We start from the raw sequence: 16558 nt of genomic DNA on the forward strand, positions 1-16558 counted from the left end.
GCGCGTCGCGCGGGACGCTAGAAGGGCATCTTCACGAGGGTGGCAAGCAGCTCCTCCATCAATTCCGCGTCCTCCACGACGCCACGCACCGACCACGCGGTGGCGAGCTCTTCGAGCACGCGGACGAGCATCTCCCCCGGAGCGGCAGGTCGTGTCGCGACGACCCGAACTTCGCGCGGGTAGCGGCGCATCCGGTGGGCGAGGTCTTCCGCGGAAAGCTGCCGACCCTTCATGTGAGGTTCGGTCAGGATCATGTGACCGTCGTCGTGGTAGCGACAGAGGAAGGATTGCGGCAGGCTGATTCCCTCGACGTCGAGATCGAGCCGCCTCGCCAACAAGAGGAAAATCAGGCCGAGCCCGAGGGCGTTCGACGGTCCGCCCGCCAGCACCGCGGCGAGGTCGTAGTTGGCGGGATGATCTTCTTCGCGATGATTGGCGGTGAAGCGGCCGCTTTCGAAGAGGGCCCGGTTGATCCCGGCGGCACCCTCTACCGCGGCGACGACCTCGAGTTCCTCGGCCAGCAGGTCGAGCGCATCGCCGAGCGGCTGGCGCAAGGTGACCCCGTCGTGGAGATAGTCGGAAACCGAGCGGAGCAATGCTTCGAAGAGATCCCAGTCGTCGAGGACCGCCTCGGCCCCGCCGGCCGGTACCACCCACTCGCGGCGCAGCCGGTCGCGGCGGGACGGCAGGAGCAGGGTGGAAAGCAGTTCAAGGTCGGATTCGGCGGGGTGCGCGCCGATTTCCCCCAGTATCTCGCTCACGTCGCCGCCGAATGCGGACAAGGCCGATTCCACCGATTGCCGCACAGGCGGGGAGTCGTCGTCGAGCAGCCGCAACAGAACGGAAAGTCGCTCCGGAGAAGTGTCGGGCTCGGGGATCACGTTCAAATGGGGCGGATGGTGCGCGATACTGGGATCGAACCAGTGACCCCCTCCGTGTCAGGGAGGTGCTCTACCGCTGAGCTAACCGCGCTTGTGTCTGCCCCCGGGCGGGGGCGGGAGGATGGGGTTCGACCCGTGGGGATGCAATCCCTTTTTTCGGGAAGTCCCGCCGAATTTCGGGACGGTCCCGGGCCGGCGGTGGACAAAAAGGGCGGGGAGCCGGAGCTCCCCGCCGTCTGAGGCAATGGACTCAACGCGAACAGTCCGGATCGCCTGCGGCGGGGGGCTGTTGCGGAATGGCAGGGCAGCCTTACTTCTTGCCTTTCTTGGCAGCCTTCTTCGCCGGCTTGGCGGCTTTCTTGGCAGACTTCGCTGCTTTCTTCGCAGGAGCCTTCTTGGCGGCCTTCTTGGCGACTTTCTTCGCGGGCGCCTTCTTGGCGGCTTTCTTCGCTACCTTCTTGGCGGCCTTTTTCGCGGGTGCCTTTTTGGCAGCCTTCTTGGCCACGGTTTTCTTGGCGGCCTTCTTGGCTGTCTTCTTGGCAGACTTGGCGGCCTTCTTCTTCGCCACCTTCTTGGCGGGTGCTTTCTTGGCGACTTTCTTCGCTACTTTCTTAGCCGCCTTCTTGGCGGGCTTGGGAGCGGCCTTCTTGGCAGGCGCTTTCTTGGCAGCCTTCTTGGCGGCCTTCTTGGCGACCTTCTTGGCAGGTGCCTTCTTGGCGGCTTTCTTCGCGGCCTTTTTCGCTGTTTTCTTTGCAGCCATGGCTTTGTGTCGTTTGAGTTCGCGTTCGATGTTGGTTTTCTCTTCGGGCGTTAACGTGCCAGCTGAGAGGAGTGCGAGGATCGCCTCACCGAGACGGCCCCCGAAAGCGTTGATGAGAAAGTCGTGCGACGCACGACGGACGATGACTTCCTGGGGAAACGCGGCATCGTAAACGTGAGCCCTGCCCACACGGGTCCGCTTGACGAGCTTCTTGCGCTCGAGGCTCTGGAGCACGGATAGCACGGTGGTGTATGCCCGGTCCTTGCCGTCGGGAAGGCCTTCAAGTACGACGCTTACCGTTGAGGGGCCCTCGTGCCACAACACCGAAAGGGCCTGGAGCTCGAGGTTGGAGGGATGAGTTGCTTTTGCCATGATCAGTGGATCACCGGAGTGGTGGCACCATGAAGCTAGTAGTTCACAATTTCGTCAAGTTCAAACTATCGTATTTTTAGGATCACTTAAATAAATTGCAGGGCCTTTGGCCAACCCATTTTTCGACTACTGTAAGTATCGTAGATGTGGGGGCGCTCAGTGGCCCTCGAGCGCGGGCCGCTTGACGCCCGGGGCCATCCCCGAGAGCGCTTCCCAAAGCCGGTCTTCGGATGGGTGCCCGTTGAACATCACCTTCCCGTCCGGCGACACCAGCACCATCACCGGCACGTTCTGCACCCGGAGCATCCGTTGCATCGAGTTCTTCTCCCGGTCGATCAACCACGTGCCGGGCAGTGCCCCGTCGGCTCCGCCGATCATCTCCTTCGCGTCGGCGATGGTTTCCGGTGTTGCCTCGGCTAACAGCGACGCGACCGCGATCCCGTTTTTTTCGAGGGTGGCGGCGGTCACCTTGAAGTCGGGCATACTGGACTCGCATTCGCGGCTCCACGGCGACCAGAAGTGAAACAGCAGCGCCTTGCGATCTTTCATCAGCGAGGACAAGCGGACCGGTTCACCGGATAGAAGCGACACGAGTTCGGTCTCCGGATCGATCTTCACGTTGCGCATCGCTTCCTCGAGGCGCAGGCGGTCGATGTGGGGGGCGAACGCGCTGCCCTGGCGTGGGCTCAGCCAGAAGGCTTCCTTGATGTGTTCCTTGAAGCCGTCGCGGTCGTTCTTCTCCAGGGCGGCGATCGCCTGGACGTACTCGACGACCGCCAGCCAGTCCTCGCGGACGGCGAAGATCTCCGACTCGGCCAGCTTGAAGCGGTCCTTGCGCTCCATGAAGCGGGGGAGCATCGCGGCGATCTTGTCATCCTCTCGCCGGTCGACGTGGTAGAGGAAGCGCGCCTCGAGGATGGCCTGGTCGCTGGCGCCGAGTTCGCGTGCCTTGGCGACCGTTTCCTCGAAGGCCGCGGGCGTGCCGCGCTCGGAGAGCATCCGCTCGAGCGCGGCCCGCTTCGGTGGCAGCGAGGCGTAGGGATCGTCGTCGTCGTTGCCGGCCTTGGGATCCTGCGCGAAGCAGGTCGCGGCCGCCAGGAGCAGGGCCGCGATGGTCGATGCGGGGCCGGTCGCGAACATCGTGGTTCAGGGGATGCGGAGTTTGGTGCCGAGCACCACGACGTCGGACTTCATGCCGTTGGCCTTCTTGATGGCGTCCATGCTGACGCCATACTTGCGGCTGATGCCGGCGAGTGTGTCGCCGCGGACCACGGTGTGCGACTTGCCGCCGGCGGCGGGCTTCGCCGAGGCGACGGGACCCGATGCTCCGGGGATGACCAGGGTCTTGCCGAGGACGACGGTGTCGCTGTTCATGCCGTTGGCCTGTTTGATTGCCGTAGCGCTGACGCCGTAGCGCCGCGAGATTCCGCTGAGGGTGTCGCCCTTGACGACGGTGTGGGAAGTGCTGGATGCAGCCGGTGCGCTCGGGGCCGACGGCACGTAGGGCGCGGGCTGGGATTCCTCGTAGGCTGCCTGCGAATAGGTCGGATCGTCGGCGGGCGGGTTGATCGACTGGTAGGGCACGGCGTCCCCGGACGCGTCGCCCGGAACACCATAGGGGTTCGAGGTATCGTAGGCGTTCCCGTCGATGGTGTCGTAATCCTCGCCGCCCTTCTTGAAGGCGGAGCAGGCGGTAAAGGAAAAGGCGGCGGTGGCCAGGGCAACGTGACGGAAGTAGCTCATGGATTTGTGGTGACTTGGATTAGCAAGCGCGGGGCGGCTTGGGAAGCGCCGACGCATGGGATGAACAACGACACCGGGAATCGGGATTGTTCATCCGGATCCGGCGTTCACGGTGCGAAGCGGAAGAAGTCGCAGGCGGCATGGGTCGATGCGGCCAGGGTTTCGATCGATTCACCGCGGGCGGCGGCGAGATGCTCGGCGACATGCCGGACGAAGGCCGGCTCGTTGCGCTTGCCGCGATGGGGCACGGGCGCGAGGTAGGGCGAATCGGTTTCCAGCATGAAGCTGCCCGACGGCAATGACACCGCGGTCGCGAGCACGTCGCTGGCATTTTTGAAAGTGGCGACTCCGCCGAAGGAGACCAGCCCGCCGAGTCCAATCACCTCCATCGCGTTCTCCGCCGGGCCGATGAAGCAGTGGAAGACCGCACGCGTGCCGTTGGCGTGGCGCCGGTAGATTTCGAGGGCGTCCCGGAACGATGCGTCGCCCGACTTGTCGCGGGTATGGATGACCACGTTCAAGCCTGCGGCTGCCGCGAGCCGGAAGTGGGCGTCGAGGAAGTCGCGCTGGCGTTGACGGAAGCTTTCCTCATCCCAGCCGTCGGGCGCGGGATGATAGTAGTCGAGTCCGGTCTCGCCGATCCCGCACACCCGCGGGTCGGTGACGTGGGTGCGCAGCCGGTCGATCGCGTCGTCCGGTGCCTCGTGGACGTGGCAGGGGTGGATGCCGATGCACACCGAGACCTCGGGGTGGGCCGCGGCGATGTCGAGGTTGGGCTGCAGGTCGTCGAGGTCGGTGACCAGGCTGACCATGCGGGTCACCCCGGCGGACCGGGCGCGTTCGACCAATGTGGGGATCTCCGCGGTCTCGAATCGATGGCTGGCGAGGTGGCAGTGGGAATCGGTGAGCACTGCCACCAAGGGAACGGCGTCGCGCTAGTCCTGCAAGTAGGTTTTCGGCCGGTAGGCGATGGCGAACGGGACGAAGAGGACCGCGGTGCCGAGCATCAGCCAGGTGAAGAAGCGGAAGTACGAGGCACCCTCGAGTTTGGTCTGCCCGCCGGAGAAAGCCTCCGCGGTGTAGGTGGTCTCGACGACGGTCTCCGGGTTGGGGATTCCCAGTTCGGCCTTGCGGCGCGAGATCCAGGTTTCCTGCGGATGAAAGCGGTCGGTCCAGGACGGTGCCGGTGCTTCCCCGGGTTTGGAAATGCCGACGATGAGGCCCTGGTCCCACTTGGTGCCGGCGGTCTTGTCGGGCCCGTCGCTGATCAACTTGAAGGAACTGGCGTCGACGATCTCGTAGCGGATCGGATTTCCCCACGGGTCGTTGCCGAGCGTCCGCCCTTCGCTTTCCTCGGGCGGCAGCCGGTGGTCGTTCGCGCGGGCTTCCTTTTCGATGACCGCGGCGGCGCTGCGGTAGAGCGCCTGGCCGGGAATCTCGAGGGTGGTCGGCGCGCCGTCCTCCAGGCTCTGCTTGAAGTCGTCGTCGTTGCCGGTGATCCCGTCGTGGCCGCCCAGGAGAACCGTTCGCGGGTCCTTCTGCCAATCCGGAGGGAGGGTCGTCGCGATCGCCGCCTCGAGCTGTTCGGATGCGGCGCTGGGGATCTGGATGTAGTTGTTGATGCGGGCGGTGAACATGTTGCCGACGAACACCGAGAGCAGGTAGAGCGACATGATCATCGACTTCATGTTCTTCGGAGCCTGGGTGTAGGCGAACTCGAGGCCGACGATGGAAACCATCACCTCCGAGGCGGTGATCAGCCCGTAGGCGATGAACTGCCAGCCGATCGAGGGCGTGTTGCCGGTGTCGATCCATGTCTGGATCTTCGCGGAAAGCGCGAAGGTGGCCACCATGAGGAAGAAGCCGATGCCGATCTTGCGCAGGGGGCTCAGGGTGAAGATGCGGTTCATCATCGGGTAGGCGATGAAGGTGAACAGCGGGATGAAGGTGAGGATCAGGATCGGGTTGATCGCCTGGATCTGCGAGGGGAGCCAGGTGATGCCGAGGAAATCGCGGTTCATCTGGTCGGCCTGGAAAACCCACGACGACCCGGTCTGGTCGTAGAGTGCCCAGAAGGCGGCGATGAAGAGGAACAAAGGCACCAGCTTGGCGAGGGCGAAGAGACCTTCACGGGAGAACAGTTCGTTGAAGAACTTCATGCCGCCGGCCGGGACGTGGACGAATTTGTTTCGTCCCATCCAGAAGAGCACGGTGGCGATCGCCATCAGCACGCCGGGCACACCGAAGGCCCAGTGCGGGCCATACCATTCCAGCAGCCAGGGGGTGAGCAGGGTCGAGACGAAGGAGCCGAGGTTGATCGAGAAGTAGAACCAGTTGTAGATCCGGGTCAGGAGGTGCGAGTTCTTCGATCCGAACTGGTCGCCGACATGGGCGGAGACGCAGGGTTTGATGCCGCCGGAGCCGAGACAGATCAGCAGCAGGCCGGCGAAGAGCCAGTGGCTCGAGTCGCCGAAGAGGCCCATGCAGGCGAGCGCGGCGTGGCCGAGGCAGTAAACGATCGAGAGCAGGATGATCGTGCGGTACTTGCCAAGGAAGACATCGCTGAGGAAGGCACCGAGCAAGGGGGTGAAATAAACCCAGGCGACGAAATCGTGGTAATGCTCGGTGGCCTGGGTGCTGCTCATGGCCGAGCCGCCCTTGCCGTCCATCAGCCAGAGATACTTCGCCATGAAGACCACCAGGATGGTCCGCATGCCGTAGAACGAAAACCGCTCCGCCGCCTCGTTGGAGATGATGTAGGGGATGCCGGGTGGCATCCGTTCGGTATCGACGGGAGCGGTGCGGTGGGACATGGAGGTATCAGTTGCCGTGGTCTAACGGGAGCAAACCCGGCAACACGCGGCGTGCCAAGCTCCGCGATTACCACCTCACGGCGGCGGCGGCCCAGGTGAGGCCGGCGCCGAAGACGACCATCACGATGTGGTCGCCGCGCTTGATGGCGCCGGCGCGGTGCGCCTCGTCGAGGGCAATCGCCACTGCTGCGGCGGAAGTGTTGCCGTATTTCTGGAGGTTCACGAACACGCGTTCGGTCGGCACGGCAAGGCGGTCGGCGATGGCGTCGATGATCCGCAGGTTCGCCTGATGGGGGACCACCAGCGCGATGTCCTCGGGCTGGAGGCCGGAACGCTCGATCACCAGCTCGGCGGACTCCTTCATGCGGTTGACCGCGTGCTTGAAGACTTCCTTGCCCATCATCGCCAGGCTGGCGAGGTGCTGGCCGGCATTTTCCGGGGTGATCGGGCAGGCCGAGCCGCCGCCGGGGATGTTGAGCAAATGGGTGAGGCGCCCGTCGGTGCCCATCTCGGTGGCGAGGATCGAGCCTTCCTCCGGTGCGGCGCGGCGGAGGACGGCGGCGCCGGCACCGTCGCCGAAAAGGACGCAGGTGGTGCGGTCCTTCCAGTTGATGAACGATGAAAGCTTTTCCGCGCCGATGATCAGGGCGTTGGTGAAGGCGCCGTCGGAAATCAGCCGCTTGGCGATCTTCATCGCGTAGAGGAATCCCGAGCAGGCGGCCGAGATGTCGAAGGCCACGGCCCCCATCGCGCCGAGCTGCTGCTGGACGTAGCAGGCGGTGGCGGGGGTCAGGGTGTCCGGCGTGATGGTGGCGACGATGATCAGCTCGACCTCGTCGGGAGAAAGTCCGGCCTGCTCGAGCGCCTTTTGCCCGGCCTTGGCCGCCATGTGGGAGGTGAATTCCCCCTCCGCCGCGACCCGCCGTTCGCGGATGCCGGTGCGGGTGAAGATCCACTCGTCGGAGGTCTCGACGAACTTCTCGAGATCGGCGTTGGTCAGGACTTTCTCGGGGAGGTAGCTGCCGGTGCCGGCGATGCAGACCTGGTGCTGCGAGGAAGTGGCGTCGCTCATGGGCAGGCGGACTTTGGGAAGCGGGCGCGGGGGTGGCAAGTGAGAAGCCTCCCCGCGCCGTGATGATCAGAGCCGGGCGAGGATCGCATCGGCCATGCCGGCGGTGCCGACCTTGGTCTCGCCGGCGGCGCCGGTGGCGATGTCGCCGGTGCGGAAGCCGTCGTCGATGGCCTTGGCCACGGCGGCCTCGATCGCCGCGGCGGCCTCGCTTTCGCCGAGCGAGAAGCGCAGCAGCATGGCGGCGGAGAGGATCTGGGCGATCGGGTTGGCAATGCCCTGGCCGGCGATGTCCGGGGCGGAGCCGCCGGAGGGTTCATACATGCCGAAGTAGAGGTCGGTGCCTTCCTTCTTCGAACCGAGCGAGGCGCTGGGCAGCATGCCGAGGGAGCCGGAGATCATCGCCATCTCGTCGGAAAGGATGTCGCCGAAGAGGTTTTCGGTGACCAGCACGTCGAAGGAGTCCGGCCGGCGGACGAGCTGCATCGCGGCGTTGTCGACGTAGAGGTGGCTGAGTTCGACTTCCGGGAAGTCCTTGGCGACCTCGACGGCGGTTTCACGCCAGAGGACGGAGGAGGCGAGCACGTTGGCCTTGTCGACCGAGACCAGCTTTTTGCCGCGGCCCATGGCGGCGGTGAAGGCGACGCGCAGGATGCGGTCGATCTCGCTCTTCTTGTAGACCATGGTGTCGAAGGCGACCGGTTCGCCGTCGCGCTCCTCGCGGCCTTTCGGCTGGCCGAAATAGACGCCGCCGGTGAGCTCGCGGACGCAGAGCACGTCGAAGCCGTTCGGGATGAGCTCGTTCTTGACCGGCGAGGCGTGGGTCAGCGATGGCAGGCAGACGCCGGGGCGGAGGTTGGCGAAGAGGCCGAAGTGCTTGCGCAGCGGCAGCAGCGCGCCGCGCTCCGGCTGGATGTCCGGCGGCAGGCTTTCCCACTTCGGGCCGCCGACCGAGCCGAAGAGGATGCCGTCGGCCTGCTCGCAGGAGGCGATCGTTTCCGCGGGAAGAGGCGTGGTATTGTCCGTGGCATCGAGGGCCGCGCCGCCGACGAGGCAGGTGTCGCGGGTGGTGGTGAAGCCGAACTTCGCCTCCACGGCGTCGAGCACGCGGAGCGATTCGGTCATGACTTCAGGGCCGATGCCGTCGCCGGCGAGGACTGCGATGCGGTAGGTGCGGGACATGGGCGGGACGCTAGGAGTGGATTTCGCGGGAGCCAAGAGCGGAGTGGCGCGGACGTGTCAGCCGCTTACGGGCTGATCTCGAAGGCCTGGTTGACGGGGATCAGGTTGTACGGGGCCGGTTGCAGGCTCGTCTTGGCGTTCCCTTCGACCCAGCCTGAAGTGGGTGTGTGGAAGGAAAGGGGGATATCGGTGAACGAAAGCCAGCCGTCCACGCCGGCTGGCGCGTCGAAGGTGGCGGAAAGGTATCCAAGCGGGATGTCCACGCTACTCTTGAGGAAGTTGAAGCCGGTGCTTCCGGCCGCGTCCTTCCAGACCACGCCGCCAAGTGTGCCGGAGGAGGCGTCGGATGAGGTCCAGGTCCCCGTGCTGCCGCCGTCGAAAACCAATTCAACCCACTGACCCGAGCGGTTGGTGATCCTGAGCTGGGTTCCGGCGGCCGCGATTGAGGCCGGGGCATTGGTGAGAGGTGAATAATCGACCTCCACGAGGCGGGTGAAGAACCTTGGGAAATTGACGCCGGTAATGGTGAGCTCGGTGGCTGGTTCCGAGTCGAGGCTGATACTGTTTTGGAGCGAATACCAATTCCTCAGGTCGAAGGAGTATCTGGTGAGGTACGCGCATTGGGAGGCACGGTCGAAGGTGAGAGTGAAGGTTTTGGCGGAACTGTTGCGCGAAGGAGTCACCCGCGGAGCCGAAATGCGGGGGAGCTCCAGCGCCGGGTCATCCGGTTCGAATCCCTCGAGGTCCGGGCCGGAGAGTGTCACGCTTTCAATGACGATCGGCGTGACCGGCCGGTCGAAGTAGCCGGGGGCGCCGGGCGCTGCTCCCGCTGCCGAGCGGTCGGTGGGATAGGCCATGGGGTCGGCGAAGCCGTCGATGACATCCTTGCCCGAAATGACTTCACCGAAGACGGAGTGCTTGTCGTCGAGGTGGGGCGTCGCGGCCAGGGTGATGAAGAACTGCGAGCCCCCGGTGTTCGGCAGGCCCGACTTGGCCATCGAAAGGACGTAGCGACCCGTATGGCGGAGGTCGGGATGATACTCGTCCTGGATCACGTAGCCGGGCCCGTCGGTTCCCTGGCCGTTCGGCGATCCGGCCTGGGCGACGAAATCGTGGATCAGGCGGTGGAAGGTCAGCCCGTCGTAGAACGGGGTGTTCTCGACGATCCGGCCACGGGTCACATCGATCCAAGGCCGGCGCCCGGTGGCGAGCCCGATGAAGTTGGCGCAAGTGCGCGGAGCCTTTTCATGCGCCAGCAACACCCGGAAGACCTTGGGCGGATCCTCGCCGTGCGACACGGTGAAGTCGGCGTGGATCTGGGCGCCGAGCGGGGCGGCGAGGGCAAGCAGGAGGGCCGGAAATCGGGGCACGCGATGCATGCCGCCATGTCCGCGGGCCTTCGGCAAGCCCGGTGTCACGCCTCCAGCTCGGACGGCTGCCATTCCTCCGGGCCGTCGTCGTCATCCTCGGGGCCGGCACCTTCCTTCATCCGGCGGTCCCAGATGTAGCGGCGGAAGAGCACCTTCACCGCGGCGGTGAGGGGGACGGCGAGCAGGGCGCCGACGAAGCCGCCGAGGATCAGCGACCAGAACAACATCGAGAAAATGACGGTCATCGGGTGCAGTCCGACCGAGTCGCCGACGATTTTCGGCGCGGTGAGCAGCGAGTTGATCTGCTGGACGATCACGAAGATTGCGACCACGCCGACGACGTACGACCACGGGTTGGTGCCGAGCAGGTGCTGGTTTTCCGGAACGCTGAAGTGGAAGTAGGCGAGGACGCAGGCCGGGACCAGCGTGATGATGTTGCCGATGTAGGGGATGATTCCCAGGAAGGCCATGAGGATGCCGATCAGCAGGCCGAGCGGCAACCGGAACGCCGTGAGCGCGATGCCGACCAGGATGCCATCGATGAACGCCACCAGCACCTGGCCGCGGAAGAAGGAGATCAGGTAGCCGTTGACCTCGGTGAGCGTTTCCACCAGCTCGGTTTTGAAGCGGGAGGCCTTGAGCGGGACGTACTCATGCCAGTGCTCCTTGATCGCGGCGCTCTCGTTGAGGAAGTAGTAGAGGTAGATCGGCACCATCAGGAAGCCGAGGGCGAGGCCGAGGAAGCCGAGGATCTTCCCCGCACCGCCCTTGATCCAGCCGCCGATCTCGTCGAGGTAGCTCTTGCCGGTGGCCCACAGCTCGGTGTTGGCGAGCACGATGGGCGGGTCGAGTTGGGGCCGGTTCGGGTCGGCCGCATAGGCTTCGTCGAGCGCGGCGGTGAGGCTAGCTTTCGGGATGTCGGAATCCGGATCGCCCGGCGGGCCGAGCAAGGGGTCGATGAAGGGCTTCGACCACTCGTTCTTGTTGCGGGTGTCGATCAGGATATCGACGACCTTCTCGTCGAAGGGCTTGTTGGTGGCGGCCGGATTTTCGGCGGTGGCCTCCTGCTCGGTGGCCTCCTGCTCGGTGGCCTCCTGCTCGGTGGCCGTCGGAACCGGCAGGGCGGCGGCGATTTCCTCGCGTTGTTGCTGGAACTTGTGGATCTGGCCGCCGACCAGCGGGATCATGATTGCGACCAGTCCGGCGGCGATCAGGGTGAAGCCGGCGAACACCGTGACCACCGACCAGCGGCGGGAAAAGCCGCGCTTCTGGAAAATCCGCACGACCGGGTCGAGCAGGTAGGCGACGATCGCCGAGACCGCGAGCGGCACGAGCACCGGCTGCAGGAAGCTGAAGACCTGGCCCATCAGCCAGACCAGTCCGACGATCAGGGCTCCGAGCACCAGGATCGAAAATCCGGTGGCCGCATTCCAAAGGGTGCGGAGCTGGAAACGGGTGGGGTATCGCGCCATCGGAGGCAGGGTCTAGCAGATCCAAGGCCGCGGCGGGATGGGAAAATCGCGCCGGGATCGGAACCGGCACCCGCCGGGCGGAAGTTCAGGGCTCGACCTGTTCCTGCGGGGCGGCCTCGCCCTTGGCCAGCTTGTCGAGCACGCCGTTGACGAAGCGGCCCGAGTCGGTGGTGCCGAAGCGTTTCGCCAGCTCGATCGCCTCGTTGATCGCCACCGGGGCGGGGACCTTGGCGTCGTGGAGGATTTCCCAGGTCGCCAGGCGGAGGATCGCGCGATCGACGGGATCGATCCGTTCCGGGGCGAAGTTCTCGACCACGGCGGCAAGGCGCTCGTCGAGCTGATCCTTTTCCGCGAGCACCGCGTCGGTCAGCGCGTTGGTCTCGCGCAGCAGCTTGGCGAGGGAGTTCTTGCTGTCGCGGAGCTTGGCGAGGTCGACCTGGTCGGGGAATTTCTCCGGTTCCTCGACCATCCGGACGCGCTCGGAAATGCGGGCCAGGCGGCGGATGCTGCCGGCGACGGGATCGAACTGGGCGCGCAGGCCCGGGATGTCCTCGAGTGCCTCGAGGAAGCGCCGGCGGCTGAGGGTGAGATCGCGATCGGTGCGGAAGAAGGCGGCGAGCGCCGGTTCGAACCGCGAGCTGAAGCTGTCGTCGTTGTCGTCACGCGGGATCCGGGACAGGGCGATCATGTCCGCGGTCCAGCGGTTCTCAAGGTCGGAGACCTGCTGGAGCGCGATGGCGGTGCGCTCGAGATCGGGCCGGGCCTTGAGGGTGGCGAAAGCGGCGGGCAGGCGCTGCTGGAACTCCGTCAGGCGCGCCTCGCGGCCGAGGCTGAGATGATGGAGCGTTTTCCAGGTTGCCTGCAGCAGGGCGCGGCGGTCGGACTCCGTGACGAACTGCCAGAAGGCTTCGCGGAGTGATGCGGGGTCGGCCCCGCCTTCGAGATCGGCGCAGTAAAGGAACTGGACCACCGCCTCGCGGATTTGGCGGCGACTAGGCATTGCGGGAAATAACGCGGGGCATGGAGCGGTCGATTTCGCTGAAGATGTCGACCATCGACGCGGCGATCCGGGCGGCCTCGCGGCCGCGGTTGAGATTGGAGCCGATGCAGCGGGCATAGGCTTGTTTTTCGTCCTCGACCAGCAGCACCTCGTGGATGACGGGCACCTTGTATTTCACGGCGAGCGACATCAGCGAGTCGGTGATGGAAGCCGCGATGAGGTCGGCGTGGCCGGTGGAGCCTTTCAGGATGACGCCGAGGGCGATGACGCAGGCCGGCGGGTTTTCCCCGCGGTCGAGCACGTTGGCGACGGTCACGGGGATTTCGAAGGCGCCGGGCACGCGGACGATGTCGACGCGGGTCTGGGGCATCAGCTCGCTGAGTTCCTCGACGGTGTTGTCGACCAGCGCGTCGGAAAATTGTTCGTTGTACTTCGACGCGACGATGCAGACCCGCACGCGGGGTCCGATGATTCGTGGTTTGGGCGGGAGCGCCGAGGACATGGCCGGGGTATGGAGGGACGGGGAGGAAAAGTCAACCGGTGGGGATGGCGAAGGTGCCGGTGCCGGATTTCAGGCACGGAGCCGCAGTATCAAGGACTTGGCCGGCCCTGCACCGGGTGAGTCATTCGACATTCTGGACCTGCTCGCGGATCTTTTCCAGCTCGGTCTTCGCTTCGACGACGTGCTGGGCGATCGCGGCGTCGGAGGCCTTCGAGCCGATGGTGTTGAATTCGCGGTGGATTTCCTGGCAGAGGAAATCGAGCGGCCGGCCGGCGGGTTCCCTGCCGGCCATGTAGTCGCGGAACTTGCGGAAGTGGGAGTCCAGGCGGGTGACTTCCTCCGAGATGTCGCAGCGATCCGCGAAGACCGCCAGCTCGCGCAGCACCCGTTCGTCCTGCAGGTCGAGATCGAGCCCGGCATCGCGCAGCCGCTTGGTCAGCAGCTCGCGGTAGCGTTCCGGCCGTGCCGGGGCGAGGCGGGCGATCGCGGCGGCGGTGCCTTCGAGTTGGTCGAGCCGGCCGGCCAGGTCGCGGGCCAGGTCGTCGCCCTCCGCGGAGCGCATGGCGAGCACCTGCTCGATCGCGACCTCCAGGGCGCGTTCGATGACTCCCCACGCGGCGTCCGGGGTGACCCCGCTGTCCTCGATCCGGATGATGCCGGGCGCGCGCAGGAAATCGGCGGCTTCGAGAAGGACATTGCGCCCGCAGCGGTCGGAAATCTGCTCGAAGGCGCCCTCAAGCCCGTCCACCAGCCGCAGGTCGACCTTCACCGGCGCCGCGGCATTGGCGGGGCTGTCGAACTGGATGCTGACCTGGATGCGGCCGCGTGAGATCGTGTTGAGCACCGCCTTGCGGATCTTCGGCTCGAGCTCGGTCAGTTCGCGCGGTGCCTGGATCACGACTTCGGCCTGCTTGCGGTTCACGCAGGCGATTTCCACCGTGGCGGATCCTTCGTCAGCCGTGGCCGAGCCGCGGCCGAATCCCGTCATTGAATGCATGCGTCGTGAGGTCGTGGGTGGGTGGAAAAAGGCCGCAGGGCCGGTGGTTCAATGGCCGGGGGACTTGTCGGGCTCGTCGTCCGCGGACTCGTTCAGGTTCTTGCCTTCCTGCCAGCCTTCTTCCGAAGCCGACGGATCCCAAGAATTGCCGCGGTCCTCGGTCTCGCCGGGTTCCTGGTCGTCCATCAGCAGGCGCTCCATGCGCTCGCGTTCTTCCGCTTCCTCCTGGCGGCGTGCCTTGCGGTTGTCGAAATAGGCCAGCCAGATGCAGAGCTCATAGAGCAGGATCATCGGCGCGGCCATGAGGCAGAGGGTGAAGGCGTCCGGCGTCGGTGTGATGATCGCGGCCACCACGACGATCGCGAGGATGGCGTAGGAACGGGTGCGGCTCATCGCCTCGTAGGTCAACAGGCCCAGCTTGACGAAAACCATGACGACGACCGGCAGTTCGAAGGACAGGCCGAACAGGAGCGTGAACTGGGTTGCGAAGGTGATGTATTCGCCGATCCGCCAGTCGTTGGAGACGCCCAGCTTGAGGCTCCACTCGTAGAAGAAGGCCAGCGCCCGCGGCAGCACCAGGAAGTAGGCGAAGAACACACCTCCGAGGAACAGGCCGAAGCCGACCGCCATCGCCGGCCACAGCACCTTGGTCTCGTGCTTGTGCAGGCCCGGAAGCACGAACTGGAGGATGTACATCAGCAGCAGCGGGAACGACACCACGATGCCGGCGAAGAACGAGAGCTTCATCGAGAGCATGAAGGTCTCGGTCGGCTTCAGCGCCGACATCAGCTGGAGGTTGCCGCGCGAGTCGATGTCGGGGTTGGCACCCTTCTCCAGTAGCTCGGTGACGACCCCGGCCTGCGGTTCATCGGCCTTGGCCCGGGCGAGGAAATCCGTGCGCTTGTCTTCCGGCAGCACCGCGACCGCGCGCAACAGGCGCACCAGGTCCACCAGCTGGCGGGTGTCGCCGTCGTACTGATCGAGGAGGTAACCGGCCAGCTCCGGGTCGAGTCCGGCGGCGGCGCGCTCGATCTTCTTGGCGGTTTCCCACGATTCGGGCGAGATCTTGGACGGCAGCTGGCTGCTCGAGTGGACCAGTCGAACCTCGTCCACCGGGCGTCGCAGCAGCGACATCAGGTTGTCCTGGAAGGCGAAGCAGACCACCATCGAGATCAACAGGGTGAACACGATCCGGGTCACCATGACCCTCAGGTCCTCGAGGTGATCCAGGAACGGCTTTTCGTGTTCCGGGTTCGCCTTGTCCCGGAGTTGGAAGACCTTCTTGAGCAGAAACATTGCCGTTCGCGGCGGATTCAAGGGCTGGGTCGCCCGGGTGGCAAGGGATCATTCCCGACCACGGTGACATCGCCAACACGCCGGGGCCGGCGGCGGGATTTCAGGGAATCGCGGGATCGATGAAAATAATTCCAAGGATTTCCCCGGAGCCGTGTCATTCATAGCGAGAACGATGAGCCCTTGTCCCGCCCCGCATGGAATCCGCCCCACAGTCCAGGGTTGAAGCCCCGGAGCTGCTTCCTTTCGCCACGATGACCCAGGAGAAACCGACACTCCGGCAAGTCTTCGAGGCCGAGGAAAGCCCGCTCCTCCGCTTCGCCCACGGCATGGTCGGCCGCCGCGAATGCGCGGAGGACCTGGTGCAGGAGGCTTTCCTCCGGCTCCATGCCCACTGGGACGAGGTCGCCAACCCCAAGGCCTGGCTCTACCGCTCCGTCCGCAACCTGGCCCTGAATTTCCTGCGCGACCACAAGCGCGAAACCCTCGTCGATCAGCCCTCCGAGTGGGATGCCGCCGCCGACCACCGCGACCCGATCGGTCGCCTCGAGGCCGCCGGCGCCGTCCGACTCCTGCTCGCCGAACTCCGCGACGACGACCGCGCCCTGCTCCAGCTGAAATACCACGACGATCTCAAATACGACCAGATCAGCGCGAAGACCGGCCTCAGCGTCGGCAACGTCGGCTACAAGCTGCACCACCTCCTGAAGTCGCTCGGCGAAAGCCTGCGGCGGATGGGCATCGAAAGCGCCGAGGGATGACCCTCCACCCAATTTCCGACCACCATGAATGACGAACCGGACATGCCCCTGAACCCCGTCGGGGACGACGCGCTCGAAGCGCGGATCGTCGCCTGGGTGCTCGGCGAGGCCTCGGCGTTCGAGGCGTCCGAGCTCGAGAAACTCTGCGCCGAGGATCCCGCCCTGCGCCTGTTCGAGCGGCGGTTGCGGGTGCTGCACGGCTTCATTGCCGACGATCAAAAGTCCGGCCCCGACCAGGAGTGGCAGCTTTCCGCGGAGCGGCGGGCGAAGATCGAGGTCCTGCTGGAACCTCCGGCGGAGGCCGAACCCGTCGGCGAAAAGAAGCGGATTGTCGCCCTCCGCA

16 protein-coding genes and 1 tRNA gene are annotated in these 16558 nt (G+C 65.3%); 2 read left to right on the forward strand and 15 right to left on the reverse strand.

The features are described from left to right. Positions 1-17 precede the first annotated feature (17 nt). From IG178_RS26225 to tatC, 15 genes are all read right to left on the reverse strand, one after another. Positions 18-881, reverse strand: coding sequence for a transglutaminase family protein (locus IG178_RS26225; protein WP_193213333.1), 864 nt, complete (start codon positions 879-881; stop codon positions 18-20). Between the two features lie 16 nt (positions 882-897). Continuing rightward, a tRNA-Val gene (locus tag IG178_RS14770) sits at positions 898-972 on the reverse strand. 219 nt (positions 973-1191) lie between these two features. Next, the gene (locus IG178_RS25575; protein ID WP_226895459.1) at positions 1192-2013 is read right to left on the reverse strand and encodes a BlaI/MecI/CopY family transcriptional regulator; all 822 of its coding nucleotides are present in this window, start codon (positions 2011-2013) and stop codon (positions 1192-1194) included. Positions 2014-2169: 156 nt separating this feature from the next. Beyond that, the gene (locus tag IG178_RS14780) at positions 2170-3153 is read right to left on the reverse strand and encodes a TlpA family protein disulfide reductase (protein WP_193213334.1); all 984 of its coding nucleotides are present in this window, start codon (positions 3151-3153) and stop codon (positions 2170-2172) included. 6 nt (positions 3154-3159) lie between these two features. Next, complete coding sequence (locus IG178_RS14785; RefSeq protein ID WP_193213335.1) at positions 3160-3756, reverse strand: LysM peptidoglycan-binding domain-containing protein; 597 nt, start codon at positions 3754-3756, stop codon at positions 3160-3162. A 107-nt stretch (positions 3757-3863) separates the two neighbouring features. After that, positions 3864-4673, reverse strand: coding sequence for a TatD family hydrolase (locus IG178_RS14790; RefSeq protein WP_193213336.1), 810 nt, complete (start codon positions 4671-4673; stop codon positions 3864-3866). An 18-nt stretch (positions 4674-4691) separates the two neighbouring features. Further along, the gene (locus IG178_RS14795) at positions 4692-6569 is read right to left on the reverse strand and encodes a POT family MFS transporter (RefSeq protein WP_193213337.1); all 1878 of its coding nucleotides are present in this window, start codon (positions 6567-6569) and stop codon (positions 4692-4694) included. 67 nt (positions 6570-6636) lie between these two features. Further along, positions 6637-7641 (reverse strand): beta-ketoacyl-ACP synthase III, encoded by a 1005-nt coding sequence (locus tag IG178_RS14800; RefSeq protein WP_193213338.1) that lies wholly within the window; start codon positions 7639-7641, stop codon positions 6637-6639. Between the two features lie 66 nt (positions 7642-7707). Continuing rightward, positions 7708-8820, reverse strand: coding sequence for a 3-isopropylmalate dehydrogenase (gene leuB, locus IG178_RS14805; RefSeq protein ID WP_193213339.1), 1113 nt, complete (start codon positions 8818-8820; stop codon positions 7708-7710). A 65-nt stretch (positions 8821-8885) separates the two neighbouring features. After that, positions 8886-10190, reverse strand: a complete 1305-nt coding sequence (locus IG178_RS14810; protein ID WP_343225982.1) for a peptidylprolyl isomerase — start codon at positions 10188-10190, stop codon at positions 8886-8888. A gap of 44 nt (positions 10191-10234) precedes the next feature. Continuing rightward, entirely contained in the window at positions 10235-11662 is a 1428-nt protein-coding gene (locus tag IG178_RS14815) for an AI-2E family transporter (protein ID WP_193213340.1), read from the reverse strand. Positions 11663-11747: 85 nt separating this feature from the next. Continuing rightward, positions 11748-12662 (reverse strand): transcription antitermination factor NusB, encoded by a 915-nt coding sequence (gene nusB / locus IG178_RS14820; RefSeq protein ID WP_193213341.1) that lies wholly within the window; start codon positions 12660-12662, stop codon positions 11748-11750. Next, positions 12655-13164 (reverse strand): 6,7-dimethyl-8-ribityllumazine synthase, encoded by a 510-nt coding sequence (gene ribH / locus IG178_RS14825; protein WP_193213342.1) that lies wholly within the window; start codon positions 13162-13164, stop codon positions 12655-12657. Before ribH ends, nusB begins: the two co-directional genes overlap by 8 nt. 121 nt (positions 13165-13285) lie before the next feature. Continuing rightward, on the reverse strand, positions 13286-14161 hold the full coding sequence (locus IG178_RS14830; protein ID WP_193213343.1) for a YicC/YloC family endoribonuclease: 876 nt from the start codon (positions 14159-14161) through the stop codon (positions 13286-13288). 48 nt (positions 14162-14209) lie between these two features. Then, positions 14210-15457, reverse strand: a complete 1248-nt coding sequence (gene tatC, locus IG178_RS14835) for a twin-arginine translocase subunit TatC (RefSeq protein ID WP_193213344.1) — start codon at positions 15455-15457, stop codon at positions 14210-14212. Between the two features lie 194 nt (positions 15458-15651). On the opposite strand from tatC, the gene IG178_RS14840 reads away from it, so the two are divergent. Together IG178_RS14840 and IG178_RS14845 are read left to right on the forward strand one after the other, a co-directional pair. Beyond that, positions 15652-16215, forward strand: coding sequence for an RNA polymerase sigma factor (locus tag IG178_RS14840; protein ID WP_193213345.1), 564 nt, complete (start codon positions 15652-15654; stop codon positions 16213-16215). A 24-nt stretch (positions 16216-16239) separates the two neighbouring features. Further along, positions 16240-16558 (forward strand): hypothetical protein (locus tag IG178_RS14845; RefSeq protein ID WP_193213346.1); only part of this gene is annotated, 319 nt, incomplete at its 3' end.

Origin of the sequence: Neoluteolibacter marinus (genome assembly GCF_014904755.1) — a bacterium.
Lineage (GTDB): Bacteria > Verrucomicrobiota > Verrucomicrobiia > Verrucomicrobiales > Akkermansiaceae > Haloferula > Haloferula marina.

Bases quoted from the DNA above. Each gene is read 5' to 3' on its own strand.
- ribH (WP_193213342.1), bottom strand. From the start codon at position 13,164: ATGTCCTCGGCGCTCCCGCCCAAACCACGAATCATCGGACCCCGCGTG.
- IG178_RS14785 (WP_193213335.1), bottom strand. From the start codon at position 3,756: ATGAGCTACTTCCGTCACGTTGCCCTGGCCACCGCCGCCTTTTCCTTT.
- leuB (WP_193213339.1), bottom strand. From the start codon at position 8,820: ATGTCCCGCACCTACCGCATCGCAGTCCTCGCCGGCGACGGCATCGGC.
- IG178_RS14800 (WP_193213338.1), bottom strand. From the start codon at position 7,641: ATGAGCGACGCCACTTCCTCGCAGCACCAGGTCTGCATCGCCGGCACC.
- IG178_RS25575 (WP_226895459.1), bottom strand. From the start codon at position 2,013: ATGGCAAAAGCAACTCATCCCTCCAACCTCGAGCTCCAGGCCCTTTCG.
- IG178_RS14795 (WP_193213337.1), bottom strand. From the start codon at position 6,569: ATGTCCCACCGCACCGCTCCCGTCGATACCGAACGGATGCCACCCGGC.
- IG178_RS14830 (WP_193213343.1), bottom strand. From the start codon at position 14,161: ATGCATTCAATGACGGGATTCGGCCGCGGCTCGGCCACGGCTGACGAA.
- tatC (WP_193213344.1), bottom strand. From the start codon at position 15,457: ATGTTTCTGCTCAAGAAGGTCTTCCAACTCCGGGACAAGGCGAACCCG.
- IG178_RS14840 (WP_193213345.1), top strand. From the start codon at position 15,652: ATGGAATCCGCCCCACAGTCCAGGGTTGAAGCCCCGGAGCTGCTTCCT.
- nusB (WP_193213341.1), bottom strand. From the start codon at position 12,662: ATGCCTAGTCGCCGCCAAATCCGCGAGGCGGTGGTCCAGTTCCTTTAC.
- IG178_RS14780 (WP_193213334.1), bottom strand. From the start codon at position 3,153: ATGTTCGCGACCGGCCCCGCATCGACCATCGCGGCCCTGCTCCTGGCG.
- IG178_RS14815 (WP_193213340.1), bottom strand. From the start codon at position 11,662: ATGGCGCGATACCCCACCCGTTTCCAGCTCCGCACCCTTTGGAATGCG.